22 protein-coding genes are annotated in these 25,488 nt (G+C 66.1%); 18 read left to right on the forward strand and 4 right to left on the reverse strand.

The window, feature by feature from the left end:
- Positions 1 to 36 precede the first annotated feature (36 nt).
- Positions 37 to 945, reverse strand: a complete 909-nt coding sequence (locus tag ACK4MH_RS12380; RefSeq protein ID WP_409718815.1) for an SDR family NAD(P)-dependent oxidoreductase — start codon at positions 943 to 945, stop codon at positions 37 to 39.
- Between the two features lie 154 nt (positions 946 to 1,099).
- On the opposite strand from ACK4MH_RS12380, the gene ACK4MH_RS12385 reads away from it, so the two are divergent.
- The 5 genes from ACK4MH_RS12385 to aguB all read left to right on the forward strand — a co-directional run bounded on the left by ACK4MH_RS12385 (position 1,100) and on the right by aguB (position 8,631).
- Positions 1,100 to 2,254, forward strand: a complete 1,155-nt coding sequence (locus ACK4MH_RS12385) for an OmpA family protein (protein ID WP_409718818.1) — start codon at positions 1,100 to 1,102, stop codon at positions 2,252 to 2,254.
- 516 nt (positions 2,255 to 2,770) lie between these two features.
- On the forward strand, positions 2,771 to 3,907 hold the full coding sequence (locus ACK4MH_RS12390; RefSeq protein WP_409718821.1) for a capsular biosynthesis protein: 1,137 nt from the start codon (positions 2,771 to 2,773) through the stop codon (positions 3,905 to 3,907).
- Between the two features lie 178 nt (positions 3,908 to 4,085).
- On the forward strand, positions 4,086 to 6,599 hold the full coding sequence (locus ACK4MH_RS12395) for a TonB-dependent receptor (protein ID WP_409718824.1): 2,514 nt from the start codon (positions 4,086 to 4,088) through the stop codon (positions 6,597 to 6,599).
- Positions 6,600 to 6,763: 164 nt separating this feature from the next.
- The gene (locus tag ACK4MH_RS12400) at positions 6,764 to 7,771 is read left to right on the forward strand and encodes an agmatine deiminase family protein (protein WP_409718826.1); all 1,008 of its coding nucleotides are present in this window, start codon (positions 6,764 to 6,766) and stop codon (positions 7,769 to 7,771) included.
- On the forward strand, positions 7,768 to 8,631 hold the full coding sequence (aguB, locus tag ACK4MH_RS12405; protein ID WP_409718829.1) for an N-carbamoylputrescine amidase: 864 nt from the start codon (positions 7,768 to 7,770) through the stop codon (positions 8,629 to 8,631). The genes ACK4MH_RS12400 and aguB overlap by 4 nt, the downstream gene beginning before the upstream one ends.
- 185 nt (positions 8,632 to 8,816) lie before the next feature.
- Here aguB and ACK4MH_RS12410 read toward each other — a convergent pair whose 3' ends face one another.
- A complete protein-coding gene (locus ACK4MH_RS12410; protein WP_409718832.1) occupies positions 8,817 to 9,560 on the reverse strand; it encodes an alpha/beta fold hydrolase in 744 nt (247 codons plus the stop codon).
- Positions 9,553 to 10,179 carry a DJ-1/PfpI family protein gene (locus ACK4MH_RS12415; protein WP_409718834.1) on the reverse strand — a complete coding sequence of 209 codons (627 nt, stop codon included), beginning with the start codon at positions 10,177 to 10,179 and terminating at the stop codon, positions 9,553 to 9,555. The genes ACK4MH_RS12410 and ACK4MH_RS12415 overlap by 8 nt, the downstream gene beginning before the upstream one ends.
- A 95-nt stretch (positions 10,180 to 10,274) precedes the next feature.
- Here ACK4MH_RS12415 and ACK4MH_RS12420 point away from each other — a divergent pair, with 95 nt between their 5' ends.
- The 6 genes from ACK4MH_RS12420 (at position 10,275) to rplT (ending at position 16,101) form a co-directional block, all read left to right on the forward strand.
- Positions 10,275 to 11,237: a glycosyltransferase family 9 protein gene (locus ACK4MH_RS12420; RefSeq protein ID WP_409718837.1), complete on the forward strand. Its 963-nt coding sequence runs from the start codon at positions 10,275 to 10,277 to the stop codon at positions 11,235 to 11,237.
- Between the two features lie 124 nt (positions 11,238 to 11,361).
- Positions 11,362 to 11,883, forward strand: a complete 522-nt coding sequence (gene infC / locus ACK4MH_RS12425) for a translation initiation factor IF-3 (protein WP_135193774.1) — start codon at positions 11,362 to 11,364, stop codon at positions 11,881 to 11,883.
- A 124-nt stretch (positions 11,884 to 12,007) separates the two neighbouring features.
- Positions 12,008 to 14,002, forward strand: a complete 1,995-nt coding sequence (locus ACK4MH_RS12430) for an alpha/beta hydrolase family protein (RefSeq protein ID WP_409718840.1) — start codon at positions 12,008 to 12,010, stop codon at positions 14,000 to 14,002.
- A gap of 28 nt (positions 14,003 to 14,030) precedes the next feature.
- A complete protein-coding gene (locus tag ACK4MH_RS12435) occupies positions 14,031 to 15,332 on the forward strand; it encodes an MFS transporter (RefSeq protein WP_409718843.1) in 1,302 nt (433 codons plus the stop codon).
- Positions 15,333 to 15,494: 162 nt separating this feature from the next.
- Complete coding sequence (gene rpmI / locus ACK4MH_RS12440) at positions 15,495 to 15,692, forward strand: 50S ribosomal protein L35 (RefSeq protein ID WP_135193772.1); 198 nt, start codon at positions 15,495 to 15,497, stop codon at positions 15,690 to 15,692.
- A gap of 55 nt (positions 15,693 to 15,747) precedes the next feature.
- Complete coding sequence (gene rplT / locus ACK4MH_RS12445; protein ID WP_135193771.1) at positions 15,748 to 16,101, forward strand: 50S ribosomal protein L20; 354 nt, start codon at positions 15,748 to 15,750, stop codon at positions 16,099 to 16,101.
- A 119-nt stretch (positions 16,102 to 16,220) separates the two neighbouring features.
- Here the strand turns inward: rplT and ACK4MH_RS12450 are convergent, their stop codons facing one another.
- A complete protein-coding gene (locus tag ACK4MH_RS12450; RefSeq protein ID WP_409718846.1) occupies positions 16,221 to 17,849 on the reverse strand; it encodes a response regulator in 1,629 nt (542 codons plus the stop codon).
- A gap of 170 nt (positions 17,850 to 18,019) precedes the next feature.
- Here ACK4MH_RS12450 and ACK4MH_RS12455 point away from each other — a divergent pair, with 170 nt between their 5' ends.
- From ACK4MH_RS12455 to ACK4MH_RS12485, 7 genes are all read left to right on the forward strand, one after another.
- Positions 18,020 to 18,994: a polysaccharide deacetylase family protein gene (locus tag ACK4MH_RS12455; protein WP_409718848.1), complete on the forward strand. Its 975-nt coding sequence runs from the start codon at positions 18,020 to 18,022 to the stop codon at positions 18,992 to 18,994.
- A gap of 41 nt (positions 18,995 to 19,035) precedes the next feature.
- Positions 19,036 to 20,112: a phenylalanine--tRNA ligase subunit alpha gene (pheS, locus tag ACK4MH_RS12460; protein ID WP_409718850.1), complete on the forward strand. Its 1,077-nt coding sequence runs from the start codon at positions 19,036 to 19,038 to the stop codon at positions 20,110 to 20,112.
- 12 nt (positions 20,113 to 20,124) lie between these two features.
- Complete coding sequence (locus tag ACK4MH_RS12465) at positions 20,125 to 20,520, forward strand: hypothetical protein (RefSeq protein WP_409718852.1); 396 nt, start codon at positions 20,125 to 20,127, stop codon at positions 20,518 to 20,520.
- A gap of 26 nt (positions 20,521 to 20,546) precedes the next feature.
- On the forward strand, positions 20,547 to 20,915 hold the full coding sequence (locus tag ACK4MH_RS12470) for a hypothetical protein (protein ID WP_409718854.1): 369 nt from the start codon (positions 20,547 to 20,549) through the stop codon (positions 20,913 to 20,915).
- Positions 20,912 to 23,350, forward strand: a complete 2,439-nt coding sequence (gene pheT / locus ACK4MH_RS12475) for a phenylalanine--tRNA ligase subunit beta (protein ID WP_409718856.1) — start codon at positions 20,912 to 20,914, stop codon at positions 23,348 to 23,350. Before ACK4MH_RS12470 ends, pheT begins: the two co-directional genes overlap by 4 nt.
- A 43-nt stretch (positions 23,351 to 23,393) precedes the next feature.
- Positions 23,394 to 24,734, forward strand: coding sequence for an APC family permease (locus ACK4MH_RS12480; protein ID WP_409718858.1), 1,341 nt, complete (start codon positions 23,394 to 23,396; stop codon positions 24,732 to 24,734).
- Between the two features lie 124 nt (positions 24,735 to 24,858).
- Complete coding sequence (locus ACK4MH_RS12485; protein WP_409718860.1) at positions 24,859 to 25,470, forward strand: DUF1134 domain-containing protein; 612 nt, start codon at positions 24,859 to 24,861, stop codon at positions 25,468 to 25,470.
- Positions 25,471 to 25,488 lie beyond the last annotated feature (18 nt).

The raw sequence follows: 25,488 nt of genomic DNA on the forward strand, positions 1-25,488 counted from the left end.
AACTGGCCTCAAGTAGCGCGCAGCGCGATAGGCCCTCTAAGAAGAGTGCGCCTTCTGGGCCTTGGTCAGTTCGATCATGCCCTGGGCGGCGCCCATGTCCGGCACGATCTCGCCGGTGCGGTCCGAGATGGCGTCGAAGCGGGCGGCGACCTGTTCGGGCGCATCCTCGCCCGTGATGAAGTCACCTTGGGTCAGGGTGACATAGGCGCGTTCGAACCCGCCGGCGCCGGCCGCCAGGATGGCGCGGCTGGGGGCGTCGGGGCTGACCAGATACAGCAGGCCGGGCGTGACGAGGGCGGGGGACAGGGCTTCCAGTGGAAGCGCCGCGCCCAGGTCCTCGGTCATGCGGGTGTGGGCGGTGGGGGCCAGGCAGTTGACGCGGATGTCGTTCTTGGCCCCTTCGATCGACAGGGTCTGCATCAACCCGACCAGGGCCATCTTGGCCGCGCCATAGTTCGACTGTCCAAAGTTGCCGTACAGGCCCGACGACGAGGTGGTCATCACGATCCGGCCGTAGTTCTGCCCCCGCATGATCTCCCACACCGCCTTGGTGCAGTTGACCGCCCCCATCAGGTGGACGTCGACGACGAAGCGGAAATCCTCGATCTCCATCTTGGCGAAGCTCTTGTCGCGCAGGACGCCGGCGTTGTTCACCAGGATGTCGATCCGGCCCCATTTGGCCATGGCCTGATCGACCATGGTTTGGACCGCCGCATAGTCCGTGACGGAGGCCGCATTGGCGATGGCCTCGCCGCCGGCCGCCTCGATTTCGGCGACCACGGCCTCTGCGGCGCTGGCCGATCCGCCCGAACCGTCGCGGGCCCCGCCCAGGTCGTTGACCACCACCTTGGCCCCCCGCGCCGCCAGCGCCAGAGCATGCTCGCGCCCCAGGCCGCCGCCCGCGCCCGTGACGATCGCCACCTGTCCGTCGAACCGCATCGTCATAATCGTTTCCTTTCGCAGGCGCCCAATGTGTTGAAACGGCGCCACAGTCGTCACAATCCTAATCCGAGAGCGGAACCGGACGCCAGCCATGCCGTTCGGCTCGGGAACGCTGTGCCAACGCGCAGCTTCGCGCAATTCACACAGTGAGGAAGCTATGAAGCTCAAACTTCTCGCCTCTGTCGCCGCAGCCGGGCTGTTCGCAGCCGGGGCCGCATCGGCAGAACCCAATGGTTGGTACGGGGCGATCGACGCCGGGTACCACATGATCGACGACATCAACGCTGAGTCGTCGACGACCGGCGCCAACTGGAACTATGAAGTGAATGACGGCTGGGCGGCGTTCGCCCGTCTCGGCTATCGCTTCAACCCCAACTGGCGTGCGGAACTCGAAGGCGGCTACCGCTCGGGCGACGTCGGCACGGTTCGCGCCGTTTCGGGCACGCAGGGCCTCTGCAACTTCACCCCGGCGACGGGCGGTTGCTTCTCCCCTGAAGGCGACATCGAATCCGTCACCCTGATGGCGAACGTCATCTATGACTTCGGTTATGAAGCCTGGGGCATCCGTCCCTTCGTCGGCCTCGGCGCTGGTGTGAACCGCGTCAAGACTGACCTGACGGGCAACCTGCGCGCCAACCGCGGCGCGACCTTCACGGCCGATGACGACTCGACCAAGTTCGCCGCTCAGGCGATCGCCGGTCTGGCCTGGGCTGTGGGCGACCGCACCAACATCGACCTGACCTACCGCTATCTGACGGGCGACGCTGGCTTCGCCTCGACGACGGTCGGCACGGGCGTCGGCGCCACGCAGTTCGGCGAATGGGACGGCGACTACGATCAGTCGCACACCGTGACCCTGGGTCTGCGCTACAGCTTCGGTGCGGAAGATGCACCGCCGCCGCCGCCTCCCCCGCCTCCTCCGCCCCCGCCGCCTCCTCCGCCCCCGCCGCCCCCGGCGCCGGTCGCTCAGACCCCGGTCGCTCGCCAGTTCGTCGTCTACTTCGACTGGGATCGTTCGGACCTGACGGCGGAAGCCCGCTCGGTCGTCACCCAAGCCGCCAACTACGCCAAGTCGGGTCGTCCGACGCGCGTCGTGATCGTTGGCTACACCGACACCTCGGGTTCGGCCGCCTATAACCTGGGTCTGTCCAACCGCCGTTCGCGCACCGTCGCGGACTCGTTGGTTGCTGCAGGCGTCAACGGCGGCGTCATCGCCCTCGACGGCAAGGGCGAAACCAACCTGGCCAAGCCGACCGCCGACGGTGTGCGTGAACCGCTCAACCGCCGCGCGACCATCGACATCAACTTCTAAGTCTCTTCAGGAAGCCGGTCTGGCGTGCCAGGCCGGCGACCGAAGAACGATGAAAATCGTCGATAACAAGACATCAAGCCGTCGTCACCCGCTGGGTGGCGGCGGCTTCGATTCTGAAGAGCCACATCAAAAACTCCGCTTGTGCAAACCTGGCGGAGGACGCCGATTTCGATTGATCCTATCGGCTCGCCGCGACAAAAGGGCGAAGATGATCTCCGTCCACAAGCGTCATGATTGTGCAGAACCCCAAACACTGGTTCTGGATGGTCGTGCGTGTTCAGAGTATGGTCTGGCGTGATGGCCGACCTACGATCATCGCCCAGATTTCTTTCCGCACGCCGCCGTCGACGTTACCGGCTTAGGGCCGAGGTCTCTCGACCCGATGTGATGCGCCGATCGCGTCCTTCTCAGACATCACGCTCTGCAGTTTTGTCCGCCTTTCCGAACCTGGATCGCAACAAGCCGCTGGCTGGCCGCCGTTTTCTTATCGTATCCGCTCCGTTCGGTTCTTTCGGCATGGCCTTGGCCGGTGTGCTTGAAGAGCGCGGGGCCAGCGTCAGGCGCATGATCTTCAACGCCGGCGACGCGCTGAACTGGCGGCGTCAAGGCGGGGTCACCTTCAAGGATGCGCCCGAACAGTGGGTCGATCGTCTCGAAACCCTCGCGCCAGAGTTCACCGATCTCGTCTTGTTTGGTGAGGCAGGTCCTTACAATCGCGCAATCCTGTCGGACTGCGATAACTTGGGCTGCAGGGTTTGGGTGCTGGAAAACGGCTACTTCCGCCCCGATTGGGTGACCGTCGAGCGGAATGGCGTCAACGGCTCCAGCGCCCTGCCGCGCTTCCGCGATGGTTATCCCGAGCCGGCGCCGCCGGTTCCCGAACCGATCGCTATCGGCAAGATCTTGCCACACCATGTGGCTAATATCAGCGCCTATCACGCCGCCCAGATCGTCGGCGGCGCGCTGTTCCCCCGTTACGCTGCACCCTATGTTTTTTCGCCGCTGAAACAGTGCCTCGGCCATATCCGTCGCTATGTCGGCCTGGCGTTCCGCAGGGTCGAGAATTACGACGCCGATGTCATAAAGGCGCGCGGGGACTTCTTCATCGCCTGCCTGCAGCGCGAGGGCGACGCCCAACTTCTGCGATATTCGCAATACGTCGATAACCAGACTTTTCTGAAGGCTGTTATCGCGAGTTTCGCCGCAAACGCTCCCGCTGGCACACGACTTGTCGTCAAGAATCATCCGCTGGATCCGGGTCTTGTGAATCTGCGCGTCGTGACGATGCGACTGGCGCAAGAGCACGGCTTGGCCGGTCGCGTCGATTTCATCGACGGCGGCAACCTGGCCGCCCTGTGCCGCGCGTCCCAAGGCATGGTGGTCAACAACTCCAGCGCCGCCCTGTCGGCTCTAGGCTTCCACACGCCGGTCAAGGTGATGGGCGACGCCTTCTTCGATTTCGACGGCCTGACCGACCAGCAGCCAATCGACGCCTTCTGGTCCGCGCCACAAGCGCCCGATACCGCCCTGTTCACCCGTTTCCGCGCCCATGTGATCGCGCAGAGCCAGGTCAACGGCAACTTCCACGAGCCTCATGCGATCCTTCCTACAGCGCGCGGCATCGTGGACGTCTTCGAACGCATCTCGGACTGAGCGCCCGACGCCGGCACGAAAGGTGTGGCGCCAAGACCACTCCCAGGGCGCTGTCATATTGCTGTTACATAACTGTCGTCCCAAGGTTCAACATGAGTCCTAGAGGGGGCTGGATTGCGACAGGCGATGGCCGCTTGCCGCCCAGGCCATTCGCGCCGTCCATCTGGGGATAGATGTAATGATAACTCGCAAAAGCCTGATCTGGGCGACCACCGCCCTCGTCGGCTCGCTCGCCTTCGCCGGCGCCGCCTCCGCCCAATCCACGGGTACGGAAGCCACCGAAGTCGGTGAAGTCGTCGTCACCGGCGTTCGTGGTCAGCGCACCATTGATGGTCTCGCGACCGCCGAAACCGTCGCCAAGACGCGTAACACGATCGGTCAAGAGTTCATCGCGACCCAGGCCGCTGGCCAGACCATCCTGCAGACCCTGAACCTGACCCCGGGCCTCAGCTTCACCAACGCCGACCCCTATGGCTCATCGGGCGGCAACATCCGTCTGCGCGGCTTCGACGGCAACCGCGTCTCGCTGACGTTCGATGGCATTCCGCTGAACGACACCGGCAACTACGCCACCTACACCAACCAGCAGCTGGACCCGGAACTGATCGAGCGCGCTTCGATCAACACCGGTTCGACCGACGTCGACAGCCCGACCGCCTCGGCGACCGGCGGCACCATCAACTACGTCACGCGCCGCCCGGCTGCTGACTTCGGTGGCTGGCTGCAAGGCTCGCTGGGCGACTTCAGCTACAACCGCATCATGGGCCTGATCGACACGGGCGCCGTCGGTCCCTGGGGCACCTCGGCCTGGTTCGCTGCCTCGCACCAGAAGTACGACAAGTTCAAGGGCATCGGCGAACTGGAAAAGACCCAGTACAACGCCCGCATCTATCAGCCGCTGGGCGACAACGGCGACTTCCTGTCGCTGGCCGCGCACTGGAACGAAAACCGCAACAACAACTACAACGGCCCGAACCTGGCCACCGCGACCGGCTTCTGCGACGTCGCCCGCACCCAGGTCTGCGTCAGCGACGTTGAAACCAGCCCGTTCGGCTGGGGCGTCGATTTCGACCGCACCTACGCCGCCCCGACTGTCAGACCCGGCGTCGCAGACGTGGACAGCAACGGCGCCAACTACTGGGGCCTGCGCATCAACCCGTCCGACACGGGCAACATCCGCGGCCAGTCGCGCTTCACCCTGGCTGACGGTCTGATCCTGACGATCGATCCGTCGTTCTCCTACACCCTGGCCAACGGCGGCTCGCAGCAAGCGGTGCTGGCCGAGAACGACCTGTTGCTCCGCGGCACGCGCACCACCGGCGGCGTCGATCTGAACGGCGACGGCGACATTCTGGACCGCGTTCGCGTCATGACGCCGTCCAACACCCACACCCAACGCTACACCCTGAACAGCTCGCTGATCTGGGACCTGAACGACAATCACCGCCTGCGCGCCGCCTATGCGCTGGATTGGGGTCGTCACCGTCAGACCGGCCTGTACGGCCGCGTCAACTTCTCGGATCCGACGAACCCGAGCTTCGTCGACGAGTTCGGCGGCCTGAAGGAAGAAGGCAATCGGGTCGTGAACCTGGACGGCTTCGCACTGCGTTCGCGTGACCGTCTGTCCTATGCCGAACTGAACCAGTTCTCGCTGGAATACATCGGCCGCTTCATGGACGAGGCGCTGACGGTGAACATCGGCGTTCGCGCGCCCTTCTTCTCGCGTGAGCTGAACCAGAACTGCTACACGCAGAACGCCTCTTCCAACGTGATCTGCACGTCGGAAACGCCCGCTACGACGCTGGCCAACGGCAACGTGACCTTCGCGGGTCGTGGAACCACCCAGTACGTCGCGCCGTATTCGCGCACCGTGAAGTATGACGCCGTGCTGCCCAACGTCGGCGCGACCTACAAGTTCGGCGGAGCCCAGTCGATCTACGCCAGCTACTCGGAATCGCTGTCGGCTCCGCGTACGGACAGCCTGTATGCTGCGACCCGTCTGGCGGACGGTTCGATCGGCAACCCGACCGTTCAGCCGGAAACCTCCAAGAACGTCGACTTCGGCTACCGTTACACAGCCGGCACGTTGATCGCGCAGGCCTCGGGCTTCTTCAACCAGTTCGACAACCGTATCGTCAGCACCTTCGAGCCGGACCTGGACCAGTTCGTCGATCGCAACGTGGGTTCGGTGGAATCCAAGGGCGTCGAAATCTCGGTGGGTTGGTCGCCGATCCAGGCGCTGAGCCTCTACGGTTCGGCTTCGTTCCTGGATAGCGAACTGCAAGACGATTACGTCTTCGACCGCGCCGGCAACCGTCTGCCGACCAAGGGCAAGAAGCAGGTCGAAACTCCGGAACAGATGTATTCGCTGCGTGCATCCTACCAGTTCAACGACGTCTTCTCGGCCGGCGTCCAGGGCAAGTACACCGGCGAGCGTTGGGTCACCGACGTGAACGACCTGAAGGTTGACGCCTACACCGTCGTCGATCTGGACGCGCGCTTTGACTTCGCCGCCCTGGGCTTCGAAGGCACCTATCTGCAACTGAACGTCACCAATCTGTTCGACGAGCAGTATTACAGCACCCTCGGCACCCGTTCTTCGGGCACCCCGGGCCAACTGGGTTACAGCCGCTCGTTCGCCGGCGTCGGTTCGCCGCGCACCGTGATGGCGACCCTGCGCTACGCCTTCTAAGGCTAAGCCAAGGCTGACACGACGAAGGGCGGTCCGTTCGCGGGCCGCCCTTTTTCTTTGCGTAAAGCCCCGGCGTTGAAGTCGGGGGCGGGAGGGGCCATATGGCGCGGCTCGCGTTTCGTCCCCGGATATCCGCCGGAACTCCAGACAGGATCAGTTCGCCGATGACCGCTTTCATCCCCGCCGAATGGGCTCCGCACCGCGCCATGTGGGTGGGCTGGCCCAGCCATGCGGAATACTGGTTCGAGGCGCTGGAACAGGCGCAGGACGAGGTCGAGGGGCTGGTGCGGGCGCTGGCGGGGCCTGGGCGCGAACAGGTCAAGCTGATGGTCGGCAAGGCCGAGGTTCTGGCGGACGCCCAGGTGCGTTTCGCCGAGGTCGAGAATGTCGAGGTGGTGGCCGGCGAGTTCGGCGACATCTGGCTGCGCGACACCGGGCCGATCTTCGGTGTGGGATCGAAGACGGCGGCGGCGTTCAAGTTCAACGGCTGGGGCGGGAAATATGACATGCCGGGCGACGAGCTGGTCGCGGGTCAGATCGGCGAACATTCGGGCGTGGCCCTGACCTGGAATGACTTCGTCATGGAGGGCGGGTCGCTGGATCACGACGGGGAGGGGACGGTGCTGACCACGCGCCAGTGCCTGCTGAACCCCAATCGCAACCCGGCCTGGAAGCAGGACGAGGCGGTCGCGACCGCCGCGCTGGAAGAGGCCATCGGGGCCAAGGCCGTGCTGTGGCTGGGCGACGGCCTGCTGAACGACCACACCGACGGACACGTCGACAACCTGGCCCGTTTCGTCGCGCCGGGAGTGGCAGCCTGCCCGGTCGCCTGGGGCAAGACCGACCCGAACGCCGAGGTCTATGACGCCACGGCGCGCGATCTGTCCGGCATGACGGACGCGGCGGGACGCAAGATCCGTGTGCTGAGGATTCCATCGCCGGGCCTGGTGCTGGACGAGGATGAACGGCCGATCCCGGCCAGTCACATGAACTTCCTGATCGCCAACGGCGCGATCGTTGTGCCGACCTATGGCGACGACCGGGCGGCCGACATGGCTTGTCAGGCGTTGAAGGAAGCCTTCCCAGATCGCGAGATCATCCCGCTGCCGTCCAAGGCCATCCTGACCGGCGGCGGCTCGTTCCACTGCATCTCCCAGCAGGAGCCCGCATGACCCGCAACATCACCGTCGCTGGCATCCAGACCTCGTATGGCGAGGACATGCAGGCGAACATCGCCAAGACTATCGCCTTAGTGCGCGAGGCGGCGGGCAAGGGCGCGCAGGTGATCCTGCCGTCGGAGCTGTTCCAGGGGCCGTATTTCTGCGTCTCGCAGGAGGAGCACTGGTTCACTCAGGCCTACGAATGGCGCGAGCATCCGTGCGTCACGGCCATGGCCCCCGTCGCGAAAGAGCTTGGTGTCGCCATTCCGGTCTCGATCTTCGAGAAGGACGGGCCGCAGTATTACAACTCGCTGGTCATGTTGGACGCGGACGGCGAGGCGTTGGGGATCTATCGCAAGAGCCATATTCCTGACGGCCCCGGCTATCAGGAGAAGTATTATTTCCGGCCAGGCGATACGGGGTTCAAGGTCTGGAACACCCGCTTCGGCAAGGTCGGGGTCGGCATTTGCTGGGACCAGTGGTTCCCGGAGGCGGCGCGGGTGATGATGCTGATGGGCGCGGACGTCCTGATGTATCCGACCGCCATCGGCACCGAGCCGCATGACGCGGACCTGCACACCGCCGAGCCCTGGCGGCGCGCCATGCAGGGGCATGCGGTGTCCAACGCGGTTCCCGTCGTCGGGGCCAATCGCATCGGGCACGAGACGGTGACGGAGGCGGGCCAGACCTTCTATGGCCATTCCTTCATCGCTGATCAGCGCGGGGACCTGGTCGAGAGCCTGGGCGCCGAGGAGGAGGGGGTGCTGGTGCACCGCTTCGACCTGGATGAACTGGACAAGTATCGCGCGGCCTGGGGCTTCTTCCGGGATCGGCGGACGGAGCTGTATGGGGCGCTGACGGGCGGGAAATAGGTTTCCTTTCGTCATCCTCCGGCGAGCGTAGCGAGACCGGGGGACCCAGCGGCGCGCGATAGCGCGAACCTGTCGCGGGCTAGGTTTTTGCAGTGGTGCGGTGGACGCATCGCCTTCGGCGCCGCTGGGTCGCCCGGTCTGCGCCGCGAAGGCGCGGCTTGCCGGAGGATGACGACAAGTTGGGGTTAGCCCCGCATCCCCTCAACCGCAGCCACAAGTCGGTCGAGGTCCGTGGGTGTCGAAAGCCGGTGGTCGCCGCCGTCTATCAGGTCCAGGCGGACGTCGCCGCCCGTCAGTCGCTCGATCAGTTCGATCTGGTGGCGCCAGGGGACCACGTCGTCGGCTCGGCCTTGAAGGATGTGGACCGGCGCGGCGATGTCGATGACGCCGTCCAGCAGCAGCCAGACGCGCGCCTCTTCGAACATGCGGCGGGTCAGGACGTATTCGCCCAGGCCTTCCTCGACGATCAGGGTCTCGCCCTCGCGCAGTATGGCCTGGCGCTCGTGATCGGCCAGGCCGGGCCACATCAGCCGTTCGGTGAAGTCCTGGGCCGGATTGACCAGGACCAGGCCCTTGATGCGCTCGGGCCGGGCCAGGGTCGCCAGCAGCGCCACCCAGCCGCCCATCGATGAGCCGACGGGGATGACCGGGCCGGACAGGCTGTCGATCAGGGCGATCGCATCCTCGCGCCAGCGGCCGATCGTGGCCTGGCGCCAGTCGCCGGAGGACTGGCCGTGGGCGAAATGGTCGTAGCGGACGTAGGACCAGCCGCGGTCGCGTGCGGCCGCCTCCAGGGCCAGGGCCTTGGTCCCCTCCATGTCGGAGCGGAAGCCGCCGACCCAGATCACGGTCGGGCCGTCGCCGTCGATGTGGCGGAAAGCGAGGGTTTCCCCGTCGGGGCGGGACAGGTGCAGGGTATCGTCAGACATGGATCTCGATCTCATCGGTAGGCTTGGTCGTCGTCCATCGGTAGTCCATCTGGCGCGCGGTCGCGACGGCCCGCTCGCAACCCGCCAGGACTTCGACGAGATGCAGACTGAGGTCCAGGCCGGCGGATATTCCGGCCGATGTCCAGACGCGGCCGTCGCCGGTCCACCTGACATCCGCGACGGCCTCAAGATCAGGGAAGCGCCGCGCCAGATCGTCCAAATCCTCCCAATGGGTCGTGGCCCGTCTCCCACGCAGCAGCCCCGCCATGGCCAGCAGGAAGGCGCCGGTGCACACCGAGGCGATCATCGGCGTTCCCGCCCGGGCGGCTAGCCAGGCGATCAGCCGGTCATTCATTTCGACCTTTGAGGTCACGCCGCCGGGTACGATGAGCACATCCAGGTCCGGCGCCGTTTCGGTCGAGACGTCGGGCGATAGGCGAAGGCCGCCGCGCGCCGTCGCCGTTCGGTTCGGATCGACCGAAATCAGGATCATCTCGAAGATCGGATCGTTCTTTCCACCGTCAGGGCGGCGGACCCGGTTGGCGACCGAGAAGACTTCGAACGGGCCGAGCGCGTCCAGCACCTCGACCTCGTCAAACACCAAAATTCCGACCTTCATTATCGCTCCCCTCCAGCGGCTCTCGCATAACGACCTTGGGCCTGATAGCGAAGCGCCGGATTGCAATGAGGTGAAAGCGCGTGTCCGCCCCCCCCATGTCCGCACCCCAAGTTCTGTTCGTCACCTCCAACCGCATCGGCGACTGCGTCATCTCGTCGGGGGTGATCCGCGAGATCGCGCGCCAGGTTCCGGGGGCGCAGATCACCGTCGCCTGTGGTCGGCCGCCCGCGCCCCTCTTCCGCCATGCGCCGGGCGTGGTGCGCACCATCGTGCTCGACAAGAAGAAGATGTCCGGCCACTGGCTCGACCTGTGGAAACAGGTGGTCGGCACGCGCTGGGACCTGGTCATCGACATCCGGGGGTCGGCGCTCAGCTATCTGATCCCGGCCAAACGCCGCATCGTCTATAATCGCTCGTGGGAGACGGGGCTGCGCAAGGTCGAGATGGTGTCGCGCCTGATGGGGTCGCAGACGCCGCTGGATCCCGAGATCTTCCTGGACGACCAGGCCCGCGCCGAGGCCGCCGGCGTCATCGATCCGCAGCTGGCGGGCGGGGCCGGTCCCGGCCGGATCATTGCGCTCGCCCCCATCGCGCACCAGCCGGGCAAGAGCTGGCCCGCCGACCGCTGGGGCGCCCTGGTCGAGAAGCTGAAGGTCGAACCGCGTTTCGAGGGCTGGCGCTTCATGCCCGTGGGCGGGCCGGGCGACCGGCCCCCGGCGACGCCGGCCCTGGAGGCCGCAGGGCCTCGGGCTATCGACTTCGTCGGCAAGGGTGACATCCTGGCCTCGGCCGCCGCCATCGACCGGGCCGATCTGTTCGTCGGCAACGACAGCGGCCTGATGCACGTCTCGGCAGCGCTGGGTCGGCCCACGCTGGGCCTGTTCGGTCCGACCGAGTGGTGGCTGTATGGTCCGTGGGGGCCAAAGACACGCACGACGGCGTCGAACGAGACGCGCGGCCAGTTCGCGCCCATCGAGGACCTGAGCGTGGTTCATGTGTTCGAGGCGGTGCTGGCGCTGCACGACGCCTATATCGGCGCCCCGCCCGCGAAGCCTTGAAAAACCGGCTTTCCGGGCGCATATTGCGGCCTTGAGGGGAACGTGGCGCACGCTGCGCCATTCCGCTTATTAAGACACACGCCTTCTCTGACCACATAAGGAAACGACGCCCATTCGCCGTCCCATGCAAGCGCCACCCGTGAAAGACGGGCCGCGTATGAACCAGGATATCCGCGCCCCCCGCGTTCTGCTCATCGACCAGAACGGCGAGAAACAGGGCGTCATGCCCACCTCTTCCGCGCTCGAAGCTGCCGAAGAAGCCGGGATGGACCTGGTCGAGATCGTCTCCACCTCCGAGCCGCCGGTGGTCAAGATTCTCGATTACGGCAAGCACCGTTTCCAGGAGCAGAAGAAGAAGGCCGAGCAGCGCAAGCGCCAGAAGGTCGTCGAGCTCAAGGAAATCAAGCTGCGCCCCAACATCGACACCCACGATTATGAGGTGAAGACCAAGGCCATGCACCGCTTCTTCGACGAGGGCGACAAGGTCAAGGTGACCCTTCGCTTCCGCGGTCGCGAGATGGCGCACCCCGAACTGGGCATGAAGCTGCTGAACAAGGTCCAGGCCGATTTCGACGAAATCGCCAAGGTCGAGTTCTCGCCCAAGATGGAAGGCCGCCAGATGATCATGATCCTCGCCCCGCGCTGATCGCGATCCATCGCTGAATACAGGACGCCCCGGTCGCAGGACCGGGGCGTTTTTCGTTGGCGCATCCGCCGCTTGCGTCCACGCGCGTCTTCTGGTTGAGCTTTGCCTTAGGGTGGGGAAGTTCATGTTGAAGTCTGTTCTGTCGGGATTGATCCTGACCGTGTTGAGCGTGGTCGCCTTGAGCGGCGCTTTCGTTTCGGGCGCCCAAGCTCAGGTCCAGGCGCAAAGCGCTCCGCCTCCGCTGGAGGCCTATAGCGCCTCTCCCGCCGTTGAACTGATGGAGCTGTCGCCAAGCGGCGATTTGATCGCCCTGATCGCGGTGGTGGGCGAAACGCGGGCCATCGTCGTCACGAACATGGCGACGGGCGAACTCGTCTTCAACGCCACGGTCGGCGAGATCAAGGTGCGAGACCTGCGCTGGATCGGCGAGGGCAGGGTTCTGGTGATCACGTCCCAGAGCCGGAGCATCCCAACGCTGGGGGTGCCCCTTTCGGAATTCTACTTCGGTCAGATCGTCGATCTCGAAAAGAAGAAGCTGGTTCAGGTGCTGAGCAACACGCCGGATGTCCTGGCGGTGCTCTACGGCTGGCCCTCGATTCGCAGGACCCCAGAGGGAGAGGTGCTGTTCGCGCGGGGCATCAATCTCGCCAACGGTCAGATCAATCTGCATCAGATCGACCTGAAGACCGGTCGAGGTCGTCCCGTTAAGATCATGACACGGGAGACGGCCGACTATGTGGTGGACGGCCAGGGCGAGGTCATCGCCATGGCCCGCTATGTCGAACGAAGCGGGCGTTGGACGCTGATGCTGCCGCGCGGTCGTGGCTTTTATGGAGCCTGGAGCGTCGATGCGCCGGTCGATACGCCCGCCTTCTACGGCATGGGCCGTACGCCGCGCACGATAGTGATCGGCGCGGATCGTCCCGATCTGGCGCAGCAGGATATCGACGGAGAGACGCCCGCCGTCATGTTCGAAGTGAATGTGGACACGGGCGAGTGGACCCGCCTGCCTTTCGAACATCACCCCGACAGCCTGATCCACCACTCGGCGACCCGGCTTCTTTTGGGCGCGTCGCGCGAGGAAGAGGACGGAACCCGGTATGAGTTCCTGGAGCCGGAGGCCGCTCGGCGGTGGAGGGCCATCGCGCGCGCGTTCGAGGGCAAGGCACCGCGCTTGGTCTCCTGGAACGAGGACCAGACCATGGCCCTTGTCTTTACCGACAAGAATGAATCCGGCCTGTATCAGCTGGTGAACTTCGACCGTGGCGTCGCCGAAATCCTGGCCCAGTCCTACCCCGAAATTGCAGCGGAACAGGTCGGGACCGTGCGCCAGATCCAATACGCGGCGGCGGACGGGCTTGAGATTTCCGGCTATCTGACGCTGCCGCCCGGCGTGGACGACCCGTCGAAGCTGCCGCTGGTGGTTTTGGCTCACGGGGGACCCGCGTCTCGGGACGTCGCCGGGTTCGATTGGTGGGGCCAGGCCCTTGCCTCGCGCGGCTATGCGGTGCTTCAGGCCAATTTCCGGGGTTCGACGGGCTACAGCCGCGCCTTCCTTGAAGCGGGATACGGCGAATGGGGCCGCAAGATGCAGACGGACCTGTCCGACGGCGTGCGGTGGCTGACCGAGCAGGGCATCGTCGATCCCGACCGGGTCTGCGTCGTCGGGGCCAGCTACGGCGGTTACGCCGCCATGGCGGGACTGACGCTGGACAAGGGCGTCTATCGCTGCGGCGTGGCGGTGTCCGGCGTCTCCGACTTGCGCCGCATGGTGGCCTGGGAGGCGCGGCAGGAGGGCGGGCGCAACAATCAGACAGTCCGTTACTGGAACCGCTTCATGGGGGCGGCTCGCTTCAACGATCGGGCGCTGGACGCGCTGTCGCCCGCACATCTGACCACAGCGGTCGAGGCGCCGTTGTTGCTAATCCACGGCCGCGACGACACGGTGGTCCCCATCGAACAAAGCCGTGTCATGGCCGAAGCGATGCGCCGGGCCGGTAAGCCGGTCGAACTGATCGAGCTTGCGGGCGAGGATCACTGGCTGTCGCGCGCCGACACCCGCCAGCAGATGCTGCGCGAGACGGTGCGGTTTCTGGAGGCGAACAATCCGCCTCGCTAGCGACGATGCGTCGCGCTAAGCGTTCGAGATGACCGCGACACCGACGACCCCGCCCAAGCTGAAAACCCCGGCGCTGGCCGTGCTGTTCGCCACGGTTTTCATCAATCTGGTCGGGTTCGGGCTGGTGGTGCCGCTGCTGCCCTTCTTCGCCCAGAGCCTGCAGGCCGAGGCGTGGCAGATCACGCTGATGTTCTCGGCCTATTCGCTGGGCCAGTTCTTCGCCGAGCCGTTCTGGGGGCGGCTGTCGGACCGGATCGGGCGCAAGCCCGTGCTGCTGATCACCCTGATCGCCAATGCGTTTGGCTATCTGATGCTGGCCTTCGTGCCGAACATCTGGCTGGCGATCGCGGTCAGGCTGTTCACCGGTCTGGGCGCGGGCAATATCTCGACGGTCCAGGGTTATGTCGCCGATGTGACGCCGCCCGAACAGAGGGCGGGGCGGATGGGGCTGATCGGCGCCGCCTTCGGCCTGGGCTTCATCGTCGGGCCGGGGCTGGGCGGGCTGCTGACCCAGCCGCAACTGGGGCGTCTTGGATACCAGCTGCCGATCTTCCTGGCCGCGGCCCTGGCGGCCGTGGCGGCGGTGGGGGTGATCGTCTTCCTGCGCGAGAGCCGGGCCAAGGTCGATCCGGCCGCGCCGCGCCCGGCCTTTCTGGCGGGGCTGAAGGATGCGCGCGACAACGATGTGGTGTCGCGGGTGCTGATCGTGACCCTGATCTATATGGCCGGGTTTTCGGCGATGGAGAGCGTGTTCGGCCTGTGGGCCGAGAGCCGCTATCAATGGGGTGCGCGCGAGGTGGGGCTCAGCTTCATGATCGTGGGCATCGTCTCGACCCTGAACCAGGGGTTCTTCGCCGGAAAGCTGGCGCGGCGGTTCGGCGAATCGCGCGTGCTGGCGGTCGGCATGCTGCTGTTCGGAAGCTCACTGGTGCTGCAGGTGCTGGCGCCCGTCGCCTGGTTCCCGGCGACCCGGCTGGAGCTGGGCGCCCTGTCCATTCCCATCGTTCAAGGCTGGGTCATTCCGATGGTCATGGCGCTGGGCGCGTGCGGCATGTCGATGGCCATGCCCAATATCTCGGCCATGATCAGCCGCGCCTCGCCGCCTGACCGGCAGGGCGCCATGCTGGGGCTGAACATGGCCTCCAGCTCGGCGGCGCGCATCTTCGGGCCGATAATCGCGGGCGCGCTGTTTTCCGGCCTTGGGCACGACTGGCCCTTTCTGGTCGGGGCGCTGCTGACCATCCCGGCGGCGATCATGGCGATCAACGCCGGGCGGGCGATCCGGCGGGGTCAGGTTGCGGCGGAGGCGCCCGCCAAGTCCTTGACGTGACTCATCTTGCGTCGGCAGGCGTCTTCGCCTACAAGCCGCGCCTTCGCGTACCGAACCGCCGGGCGAACAGGCATGCCTGGGCGGTTCTTAAACTCTGAGGAAACACCACGACGCGGGCTCAAGTAGCTCGAAGAGCGGTAGCCCCTCAAAAAGGAGACTGAAATGCCGAAACTGAAGACGAAGTCAGGCGCCAAGAAGCGCTTCAAATTCACGGCCACTGGCAAGGTGAAGTCGGGCGTTGCAGGCAAGCGTCACCGCTTGATCAGCCACAACTCGAAATACATCCGCCAGAACCGCGGCACCAAGGTCATGGCCGACGCCGACGCCAAGAAGATCAAATCCTACATGCCGTACGCCTGATCGGCGCGCGCTGTACGACTGATCTCCATCCCAAAGAATTTGAAGGAATAGCGACATGGCTCGCGTAAAACGTGGCGTAACCTCGCACGCCAAGCACAAGAAGGTTCTGGAGCAGGCCAAGGGCTTCTCCGGCCGCCGCAAGAACACCATCCGTACGGCCAAGGCCGCCGTCGATCGCGCCGGGCAATACGCCTATCGCGACCGTCGCACCAAGAAGCGCAACTTCCGCGCCCTGTGGATTCAGCGCATCAACGCCGCCGCCCGTCTGGAAGGCTTCACCTACAGCCAGTTCATCAACGGCCTGAACAAGGCCGGCATCGAACTGGACCGCAAGGTCCTGGCCTCGATCGCCGCTGACCCGACCGGCTTCAAGGCCGTCGCCGAAAAGGTTCGCGCCGCCCTCGCTTAAGGGTGTCGGCGTGAGCGCCGCGCTCAAGCCGCGAGCGACCGCGTCGCGAGCGTAGCGCACAAGAAATGACGCCCGTTCCGGTTTTCTGGGGCGGGCGTTCTTCGTTTGGGCTGGTGGGTTCAGGCGGCGGCTGCCTCAATCAAGCGGTCAGCCTCGGCCTCGGCTTCGGCGCCGGCCAGAACGAGGCGGATGGCGTTCAACAGGGCGTCGGGCTGGATCGGCTTTTGCGCCACGCCGTTCATGCCGGCGGCGATATAGTCCAGCTCGTCGCGCTCATCGGCGTTGGCGGTCAGGGCCAGGATGGGCAGTCGGGCGACTGGGCCGGGCAGGGCGCGAATCGCGCGGGTGGCGGCGACCCCGTCCATGATCGGCATCTTGATGTCCATCAGCACCAGGTCAAAGCGCCGGGCCTGAACCGCCTCCAACGCCTCGCGGCCGTTCTCGGCCATCTCGGCTGTGCAGTCGAACATCTCCAAAAGCTTGCCGGCGACGAAACGGTTGGTCGGGTTGTCGTCGACGACCAGCACATGAAGCGTCTCGTGCGGTGTCGGCTCGGCCATGGTCGGGGTCGCGCCCGCCTCGTCCGCCGCGCAGGCGCTCAGGGGCAGGACGACATGGAACCGCGCCCCGCCCAGCGGCGATACGCTCAGGCCGATGGTTCCGTCCATACGCTCGGCGATCTGGCGGCAGATGGCCAGGCCCAGGCCGGCGCCGGCGCCCTCGCGCCCGGCCTTGCCGATGTTGAAGGGGTCGAAAATGGTCGCCGCCGCCGCCTCGGGCACGCCGGGGCCGCTGTCGTCCACCGTCAGTTCGACCCTGAGCCCGTCGCGGGTCATCCGACTGGCCAGGGTGGCGACCACGCCGCCGGACTGGGTGAACTTCAGGGCGTTGCCGACCAGATTGTTCAGCAGTTGCTTGATTCGCATGCCGTCCGCCCGGACCCAGGGGCTGGACTCGAAGTCGGTGCGGACGGTCAGGGTCAACGCCTTTTCTTCCGCGCGCGCCCGCCACAGGGCGTCGATATCGAAGGCGACGGCCGAAAGGTTCAGCGGTTCTTCTTCCAGGGTCAGCATCCCCGCCGAGGCGCGCGACATGTCCAGCGCGTCGGTCAGCAGCCGCAGCAGGCTCTGGCCGGAATCGATGACCGTGCGGACATAGGGGCGCAGTTCTTCCTGTTCGAGCTTCTTGTCCATCAGGGCGGCGACGCCCAGCACCCCGTTCAGCGGCGTGCGGATCTCGTGACTCATCACCGCCAGAAATTCGGACTTGGCCCGGCTGGAGGCGACCGCTTCGGCCTCGGCCAGGGCCAAATCGCGGGCCAGGGCGCTCATCTCCTCGGCGCGCTGGCGGTGAAGCGCCGCCCCGGCCTGGACGACCTGAAGCGCGGTGCCGACCCCGACGTAGCGACCGTCCGCCACCACGACGAAGCCGCTCAGCAGGGCGCCCAGTTCCGCCGCCCCATAGGCCTGGAAGAAGGTCTCGGCGCTGGTCGCCGCCTCGGCGATCGGGGCGTTGCGGTCCATCAGGCTTTCGGCCGGTTTCCTGGCGTACAGGGCGCGCCCGAACTCGGCCGCCATCCGCAGGGTGAAGGCGTTGCGCTCGATGATGCCGACCGGGCGGCCGTCGTCGTCCACCACGGCCAGGGCCAGGGTGTTGGGCTCGGTCTGGAACCGCTCGAACACATCCGCGCCAGGCGTGGACGGCGCCACCGGCGCGATCAAATCAACGAAGTCACCGATACGCGGCATCAAGGTCCCCACCCGTTCGGAGGCCTGCTTAGCGGCTGATATTTAACGCCAGCTTTGCCGTTCATGAACCTTTCGCTGCGGGTTTCCGACAGTTGATCCGTCAACGGATGGAAATCGCACAATTCCGAATGAACGTTCCCCCACGCGCGCTTCGCCGCTAGCCTCGCGCCATGATGCGCACCCTGATTTTCAGCCTGGCTCTCGCTCTGGCCCTGGCCCACCCCGCCGTCTCGCAGGAGCGGCGCGTCGCCGTCACCTTCGACGATCTTCCGTTCCAGGCGGACGAGGCGACCCTGTGCAATCCGGCGCGGATGATGGCCGTCACCCAGGACTTCGTCGCCATGCTGAAGCCGCTGGACACCCACGGCGCGGCCTTCGTCAATGCAGGCCGGATGTGCGACGCCGAACGCGACGCGACCCTGCCGCCCATCCTGAACATCTGGCTGGACGGCGGACTGGACCTGGGCAACCACACCTTTAGCCACATCAACATCCACCGCACGACGGCCGAGGCCTATCTGGCCGATGTGGACGCCGGGTCGCCGATCGTGCGCGACGTGCTGGAGGCGCGCGGCAAGCCCCTGCGCTGGTTCCGCCACCCCTATCTGTTCACCGGCGAGACGCCGCAGAAGCACGACGCCATCGCGGTGGGGCTGGCCCAGCGCGGCTATACGGTCGCGCCGGTGACCATCGATAACAACGACTGGATGTTCGCAGACGTCTATCGCAAGGCCGAGCAACTGGGCGACAAGGCCCTGATGCAGCGCACCGGCCAAGCCTATGTGGTGCACATGACCACGGTGCTGGAGTTCTTCGAACCCTACAGCGCCGAGGTCGCCGGCGGGCGCGAACCCGCGCAGGTCCTGCTGCTGCACGCCAACAGCCTGAACCAGACCTATTATCCGCAGATCCACGATCTGTATCTCGCGCGCGGCTATCGCTTCGTGCCGCTGGAGGAGGCGCTGGCCGATCCGATCTACAGTCACGAAGATCGTTATGTCCGCGCCAACGGAATCTCGTGGCTGCACCGTTGGATGCAGACTGACGGTCGCCCGATCCGCTGGGAGCCGGAACCGCCCGCCTGGATCGTAGCGGCCAACAAGGCGCCGGCGTCGGAACTTCACGCCATCGCATCCGCCCCTTGAAGGGTGACGAAAGCCGTTCCACCCGTTAAGGCACGGGGCAAATGACCGATCTCGCCACACTCGAACTCGACCTGATCAACGCTATCGGCGGTGCCGAAAGCGTCGCCGCCCTGGAAGAGGTGCGCGTCGCCGCCCTGGGTAAGTCCGGCTCCGTCTCCGGCCTGCTGAAGGGCATGGGCGCGATGAGCCCCGACGAACGCCGCGAACAGGGGCCGATGATCAACGGCCTGCGCGACCGCGTGGCCGCCGCCATCACCGCCAAGAAGGCCGAGCTGGAAGCCGCCGAGCTGGACGCCCGGCTTCAGGCCGAACGCATCGACCTGACCCTGCCGGCCCGGCCGCGCAGGAAGGGCGGGGTCCATCCGACCATGCAGGTGATGGACGAGATGATCGCCCTGTTCGCCGAGATGGGCTTTGCGGTCGCGGAAGGCCCGGACATCGAGGACGACTTCCACAACTTCACAGCCCTGAACTTCCCGCCCAAACATCCGGCGCGGGAGATGCACGACACCTTCTTCCTCAAGCCCGACCCCGAGACGGGCGAGCGCAAGGTGCTGCGCACCCACACCTCGCCGGTGCAGGTCCGCACCATGATGTCCCAGAAGCCGCCGATCCGCATCATCGCGCCGGGCCGCACCTTCCGTAAGGATTCGGACGCCACCCACACGCCGATGTTCCACCAGATCGAAGGCCTGGTGATCGACCGCGACATCCATATGGGCCACCTGAAGACCACGCTTCAGACCTTCATCGCCCGCTTCTTCGAGCTGGACGAGGTCCAGGCGCGGTTCCGGCCGCACCACTTCCCCTTCACCGAACCCTCGGCCGAGATGGATATCCGTTGCGACCGCTCGGGCGGCAAGCTGGTGTTCAACACCGGCGACGACTGGCTGGAAATCCTCGGCTGCGGGATGGTGCATCCCAATGTGCTGAGGAACTGCGGCATCGACCCGGACGAATATCAGGGCTTCGCCTTCGGCATGGGCGTGGATCGCTTGGCCATGCTGAAATATGGCGTGCCCGACCTGCGCCCCATGTTCGACGCCGACACCCGCTGGCTGGCGCACTACGGCTTCTCGGCCTTCGCGGCCCCCAATCCGGCCTCGGGCCTGAGCTGAATGAGTTTCAAGATGACCGATGTAATGTCCGAAGCCTTCGGCCGTGAGCTCATTGCGAGATCGACTTTTTCAAATGAAGGTGTCTGGCTGCCTTTGCTCGCCGTGCATCATATGAACGCGGGCGACCCCGTTATTCGCAACAAGACGTTCACTGATTGCGTGATCGAGGGTCCGGCTCTGGTCATGCCTCTGGGCTCTACGACCTTCGACAGTTGCAACATGGGTGTCGCTGCAAATCCACGCTCTCTTATGTACAAGCCTCAGGGGCCAATGTTGGTTGGCGCTGTGGGTCTTGAAAATTGCAGCTTCGTGCGTTGCCGTATGGTGCAGATCGGCTTCACGGGCGCGGACGCCTTTCTTGATGAGCTTGCGGAACAACTTGTCGCCGCTCAGGAAGGTCAGGTCTAATGTCGCGCCTCCCGATCAACCGACCGATGAGCGTCGCAAAATCGCTGACTCAGACGGATTTTATCGACGTCGATATCAATCTGTACGACCTCTATGCGGCTCATCAACAACAAGGCGCCGTCGTCGGGCGAACCTTCACTGGATGTCGTTTTCAAGGGCCAGCCGTCGTTCTGATCGGCGGCGGTACGACCTTTGATGAAACCAACTTCGGCGACTCGCGCGGCGGAATGAAGAACCTGCTGCTGCAACCAATGGGGGACAAGGCGTTGGGCACCGTGCCGATGCATAACTGCACCTTCGTCGGCTGCGAGTTTTACAATGTCGGTTTCACCGGCTCGCCGCAAATCCTCGAACAGATGGCGGCTGTGCCGACCGCGACAGGGCCAGCGGAATGAAGTTCACCCTGTCCTGGCTGAAGGACCACCTCGAAACCGAGGCCGACGTCCATCAGATCGCCGAGGCCATGACCATGGCCGGGCTGGAGGTCGAGGAGGTTCTCGATCCCGCCGCCAAGCTGGCGCCCTTCACCGTGGCCAAGATCCTGTCGGCCGAGCGTCACCCGAACGCCGACCGGCTTCAGGTCTGTCAGGTCGAGACCGTCGATGGGCTGAAGGAGATCGTCTGCGGCGCGCCGAACGCGCGGGCGGGCCTGACCACCATCTACGCCCCCATCGGCGCCTATGTGCCCGGCCTGGGCGTGACCCTGGTCGAGAAGCCGGTGCGCGGCGTGGTGTCGAACGGCATGCTGTGCTCGGCCTCCGAGCTGGAGCTGGCGGACGAAAGCGACGGCATCCAGGAACTGCCGCCCGAGATCCCGGTGGGAACCCCCGTCGCCGGTCTGTTCGGCGCGGAACCCGTCATCGATTTCGAAGTGACGCCGAACCGTCCCGACTGGCTGGGCGTCGCCGGCATTGCGCGCGATCTGGCCGCCGCCAGCGTCGGCAAGCTGAAGCATTTCGACATCGCCGTGGTGCGCGGGGCCTTCCCGTCGCCGATCACCGTGCGGCTGGATGCGCCCGAGATGTGCCCGGTGTTCGCCGGTCGCGTCATTCGCGGCGTGAAGAACGGCCCGTCGCCGGCCTGGCTGCAGAAACGCCTGACCGCCATCGGCCTGCGCTCGATCAACCGGCTGGTCGATGTGACCAATCTGATCGCCTACGACCGCGCCCGGCCGCTGCACGTCTATGACGTGGCCAAGCTGGTCGGGACCGAGATCGTGGTGCGCGCGGGCCAAGTGTCGGCCGAGACCGCCCATATCGAGGGCGGCGAGCCCGAGCATCTGATCGCCCTGGACGGCAAGACCTATGCGGCCTCGGCCGCCGACTGCGTCATCGCCGACGCCGGGGGCGAGCGCCCCATCGGCCTGGGCGGCGTCATGGGCGGCGAGAGCACCGGCTGCGACGAGACCACGACCGACGTCTTCGTCGAAAGCGCCTGGTTCGACCCGCTGGTCGTCGCCCAGACGGGCCGCGCGCTCGGCATCCATTCCGACGCCCAGTACCGGTTCGCGCGAGGCGTCGATCCGGTCTCGGTCACGCCGGGGCTGGAGCTTGCCACCCGCCTGATCCTGGACCTGTGCGGCGGCGAGCCGTCCGAGATCGTCTTCGTCGGCGAGCCCCCGGCCAGCCCGTCGCCCTTCGCCTTCGACCCCGCCTATGTGAAACGCCTCAGCGGCATGGACCTGGACGACGACCGGATCGGGACCATCCTGGGCCAGCTCGGTTTCAAGGTCACCGCCGGCCCCGCCGATCAGGCCGAGCCCTGGACCGTGACCCCGCCGTCGTGGCGGCGCGACGTCGAGGGCCGGGCCGATCTGGTCGAGGAAGTGGCGCGGATCGAGGGCTTCAACAGCCTGCCCGACACGCCCCTTCCGCCCGTCGCCCGCCCCGCCGGCGGCGTGCTGAGCCCCCGTCAGGCCCGCGTCCGCACGGCGCGCCGTGCCCTGGCCGCCCTGGGCTATGCCGAGGCCGTCACCTGGTCCTTCACCAAGCAATCTACCGCGGCCCTGTTCGGCGGCGGGGACGACAGGCTGGTGCTGGAGAACCCCATCGCGGCCGATCTGGACTGCATGCGGTCATCCATCCTGCCGAACCTGATCCAGGCGGCGGCGCGCAACGCCGCGCGCGGCTTCGCCGACGCCGCCCTGTTCGAGATCGGCCCCATCTATCTGGGCGACGGTCCAGGCGATCAGCGCACGGTCATCGCCGCCCTGGTCGCCCCTCACGCCGCCCGGCACTGGGCCGGCGCCGGCGAGGACGCCCTGTTCGCCCTGAAGGCCGATCTGACCACCCTGCTGGAGGAGATCGGCGCCCCGGTCGCCTCACTGCAACTGGTCCAGGGTCAGAACCGCGACTGGTGGCACCCCGGCCGTTCAGCCCGGCTGCAACTGGGCCCCAAGAATGTGATGGTCGAATTCGGCGAATTGCACCCGCGCGTGCTGAAGGCGCTGGACGCCGACGGCCCGATCCTGGGCTTCGAAATCGTGCTCGACAATGTGCCCGAGCCGCGCGGCAAGGGTGGCAAGGCGCGCGGATCGGCCGACCTGTCGCCCCTGATGCCCCTGACCCGCGATTTCGCCTTCGTGGTCGAGGACGCCAAGCCGGTCGGCGACCTGGTCCGGGCTGCGGCCGGCGCCGACAAGGCGCTGATCGCCGACGTCCGGGTGTTCGACGTCTATCGCGGCAAGGGCGTGGACGAGGGCTTCAAGTCCGTCGCCCTGGAAGTCGTCATCCAACCCCGCGACGCCACCCTGACCGAGGCCGAGATCGAAGCCCTGACCGCCAAGGTCGTGGCGGCGGTGGAAAAGCAGGGCGGCAAGCTGCGGGCATAAGAGGCGCAGCGTCGCCTTTCGGGCGGCGCAGGGGAAGCAGGCGATGACGACGGAACCTCAGGCGGCTGATCCTGATCGCGGCCATCTGCTGCGCGTGCTGGGCGTGACGTTCGGCGTCGCCGTCGTGGTCGGCGGCGTGATCGGGCAGGGGATTCTGCGCACGCCGGGCGTGGTCGCCGAAGGGGTGCAGAACCCCACGATCATCATCGCCCTGTGGTGCGTCGCCGGCCTGGTCGCCTGGATCGACGCCATGTCGACGGTCGAACTGGCGGCCTCGATCCGCAAGACGGGCGGTCCCTATATCTTCGCCCGGCGCGCTTTCGGGTCTGTGACGGGGCTGGCTGTCGGCGTCTGCGACTGGCTCGGCAACATGGGCGGCATCGCCTTCATCGCCGTGGTCTTCGGCGAGTATCTGCACCGATTGGGCGTCGCCACGACCGTGCCCATCGGCATCCTCGCTCTGCTGATCGTCGTCGCGGTGGGCAGCGTGCAATGGCTGGGCACCAAGGTCGGCGGCCGGTCGCAGGAGATCGGCAGCGCGATCAAGGCCGCCCTGTTCACCGTGCTGATCATCGGCCTGTTCCTGGCGCCCCGGGGCGCGCCCGTCGCCACCGAGATCGCGCCGGCGACGGCGGCGGCCCTGACGTTCGGCGGCATCGTCATGGCCTTGCGGGCCATTTCCGGCACCTACTACGGCTGGAACAGCGCCTCCTATTTCTGCGAGGAGGTCGTCGATCCGGGCCGGACCATCGCGCGCGCCACCTTCTCGGGCATCGCCGTGGTGACGGTGATCTATGTCCTGGCGAACCTGGCCTATCTCAACGTCCTGACGCCGGCCCAAATGGCCGGGTCGAACCTGGTGGCGGCGGATGCGGCCGGTCGGGTGTTCGGCGATGTCGCCGGCCCCATCGTCACGGCCATCTCCCTGGTTTCGCTGGTGACGATCATCAATGCGATGGTGATGGTGTTCCCGCGCGTCCTGTTCGCCATGGCGCGGGAATATCAGGTGTCCGCCCTGACCCGCGTCGCCACCAACGGCACGCCGCGCCTGGCGTTGATCGCGACGGTGCTGGCCGGCGGCCTTCTGGCGACCATCGGCGTCTATGAGACGCTTCTGACGTTCTCGACGTCGCTGCTGGCGCTGATGAGCGTGCTGGTGAACGCCGCCGTCATCGTCATGCGCGTCCGCGAGCCGAATCTGGAGCGGCCGTGGAAGATGCCGCTCTATCCGCTGCCGGCCGTCATCGCCCTCGTGATCAACATGACCCTGTTCTTGGTCTTCGTGGGCGAGGATCCACTGACGGCCGCCAAGGCGTTCGGAACCCTCGCCGTGCTGATCGGCCTCGCCTGGCTGGTGATCCGCCGCAAGCGCGCTGCGGCCTGATCGAAGCCCGTCCGTAAGCCCCCGTTAACCTTGAAGCCGCAAGGCTGCCGCAAAGGTCGGGGACGGTGAAGCCAAGACCGGCGCGCCAGCCGGCCGTCCTTTCGCCGCCCTCGGAGCGTCCCCCATGCATCGTCGCCAAATGATCCTTTCCGGCCTGGCCACAGCCGCCGGCGCCTCGGCCGTCGGCGCCTGCGCCACGGCGCCGGCGCGCGATCCCAACTATCCGATCCGCTCGGATCAGAACGCCCAGGCCTACAGCTTCGACGAGCTGGTCTCGGCGGGTTCGCGCGAACTGGGCATCGCGGCCGAGGTCGTGGGCGGCGCCATCGAACGCGTCTTCGCCGACCAGGGCGACCGCCCGACCGCCTATATCGCGGGCGAAGAGGGCTCCGGCGCCGTGGTCGTCGGCGCGCGTTATGGGCGCGGCGCCCTGCACATGAAGGACCTGTCGGCCTCGCAGGAGGTGTTCTGGCAGGGCGCGTCCGTGGGGTGGGACTGGGGCGGCAACGCCAGCCGGGTCTTCACCCTGGTCTATGGCCTGTACCACCCCGACATGATCTATCGCCGCTATCCGGGCGTCGAGGGTTCGGCCTATCTGGTCGCCGGCATGGGCGTGAACTATCAGCGCGCCGACGGCATCGTCCTGGCCCCCATCCGCACCGGCGTCGGCCTGCGCCTGGGCGCCAATGTCGGCACCATGAGCTACAGCCGTCAGCGGAATCTGCTGCCGTTCTAACCTTCTCTTTCGTCACGA

The organism is Brevundimonas sp. (assembly GCF_046295075.1).
Lineage (GTDB): Bacteria > Pseudomonadota > Alphaproteobacteria > Caulobacterales > Caulobacteraceae > Brevundimonas.

What these genes read in the sequence shown, in the direction of transcription:
- ACK4MH_RS12470 (WP_409718854.1), top strand. Translation starts at nt 20,547, where the DNA reads ATGAGCGTCGCAAAATCGCTGACTCAGACGGATTTTATCGACGTCGAT.
- infC (WP_135193774.1), top strand. Translation starts at nt 11,362, where the DNA reads ATGCAAGCGCCACCCGTGAAAGACGGGCCGCGTATGAACCAGGATATC.
- ACK4MH_RS12410 (WP_409718832.1), bottom strand. Translation starts at nt 9,560, where the DNA reads ATGTCTGACGATACCCTGCACCTGTCCCGCCCCGACGGGGAAACCCTC.
- ACK4MH_RS12480 (WP_409718858.1), top strand. Translation starts at nt 23,394, where the DNA reads ATGACGACGGAACCTCAGGCGGCTGATCCTGATCGCGGCCATCTGCTG.
- ACK4MH_RS12400 (WP_409718826.1), top strand. Translation starts at nt 6,764, where the DNA reads ATGACCGCTTTCATCCCCGCCGAATGGGCTCCGCACCGCGCCATGTGG.
- pheT (WP_409718856.1), top strand. Translation starts at nt 20,912, where the DNA reads ATGAAGTTCACCCTGTCCTGGCTGAAGGACCACCTCGAAACCGAGGCC.
- aguB (WP_409718829.1), top strand. Translation starts at nt 7,768, where the DNA reads ATGACCCGCAACATCACCGTCGCTGGCATCCAGACCTCGTATGGCGAG.
- pheS (WP_409718850.1), top strand. Translation starts at nt 19,036, where the DNA reads ATGACCGATCTCGCCACACTCGAACTCGACCTGATCAACGCTATCGGC.
- ACK4MH_RS12450 (WP_409718846.1), bottom strand. Translation starts at nt 17,849, where the DNA reads ATGCCGCGTATCGGTGACTTCGTTGATTTGATCGCGCCGGTGGCGCCG.
- rplT (WP_135193771.1), top strand. Translation starts at nt 15,748, where the DNA reads ATGGCTCGCGTAAAACGTGGCGTAACCTCGCACGCCAAGCACAAGAAG.
- ACK4MH_RS12430 (WP_409718840.1), top strand. Translation starts at nt 12,008, where the DNA reads ATGTTGAAGTCTGTTCTGTCGGGATTGATCCTGACCGTGTTGAGCGTG.
- rpmI (WP_135193772.1), top strand. Translation starts at nt 15,495, where the DNA reads ATGCCGAAACTGAAGACGAAGTCAGGCGCCAAGAAGCGCTTCAAATTC.
- ACK4MH_RS12455 (WP_409718848.1), top strand. Translation starts at nt 18,020, where the DNA reads ATGATGCGCACCCTGATTTTCAGCCTGGCTCTCGCTCTGGCCCTGGCC.
- ACK4MH_RS12485 (WP_409718860.1), top strand. Translation starts at nt 24,859, where the DNA reads ATGCATCGTCGCCAAATGATCCTTTCCGGCCTGGCCACAGCCGCCGGC.
- ACK4MH_RS12465 (WP_409718852.1), top strand. Translation starts at nt 20,125, where the DNA reads ATGACCGATGTAATGTCCGAAGCCTTCGGCCGTGAGCTCATTGCGAGA.
- ACK4MH_RS12390 (WP_409718821.1), top strand. Translation starts at nt 2,771, where the DNA reads ATGGCCTTGGCCGGTGTGCTTGAAGAGCGCGGGGCCAGCGTCAGGCGC.
- ACK4MH_RS12380 (WP_409718815.1), bottom strand. Translation starts at nt 945, where the DNA reads ATGACGATGCGGTTCGACGGACAGGTGGCGATCGTCACGGGCGCGGGC.
- ACK4MH_RS12415 (WP_409718834.1), bottom strand. Translation starts at nt 10,179, where the DNA reads ATGAAGGTCGGAATTTTGGTGTTTGACGAGGTCGAGGTGCTGGACGCG.
- ACK4MH_RS12420 (WP_409718837.1), top strand. Translation starts at nt 10,275, where the DNA reads ATGTCCGCACCCCAAGTTCTGTTCGTCACCTCCAACCGCATCGGCGAC.
- ACK4MH_RS12435 (WP_409718843.1), top strand. Translation starts at nt 14,031, where the DNA reads ATGACCGCGACACCGACGACCCCGCCCAAGCTGAAAACCCCGGCGCTG.
- ACK4MH_RS12395 (WP_409718824.1), top strand. Translation starts at nt 4,086, where the DNA reads ATGATAACTCGCAAAAGCCTGATCTGGGCGACCACCGCCCTCGTCGGC.
- ACK4MH_RS12385 (WP_409718818.1), top strand. Translation starts at nt 1,100, where the DNA reads ATGAAGCTCAAACTTCTCGCCTCTGTCGCCGCAGCCGGGCTGTTCGCA.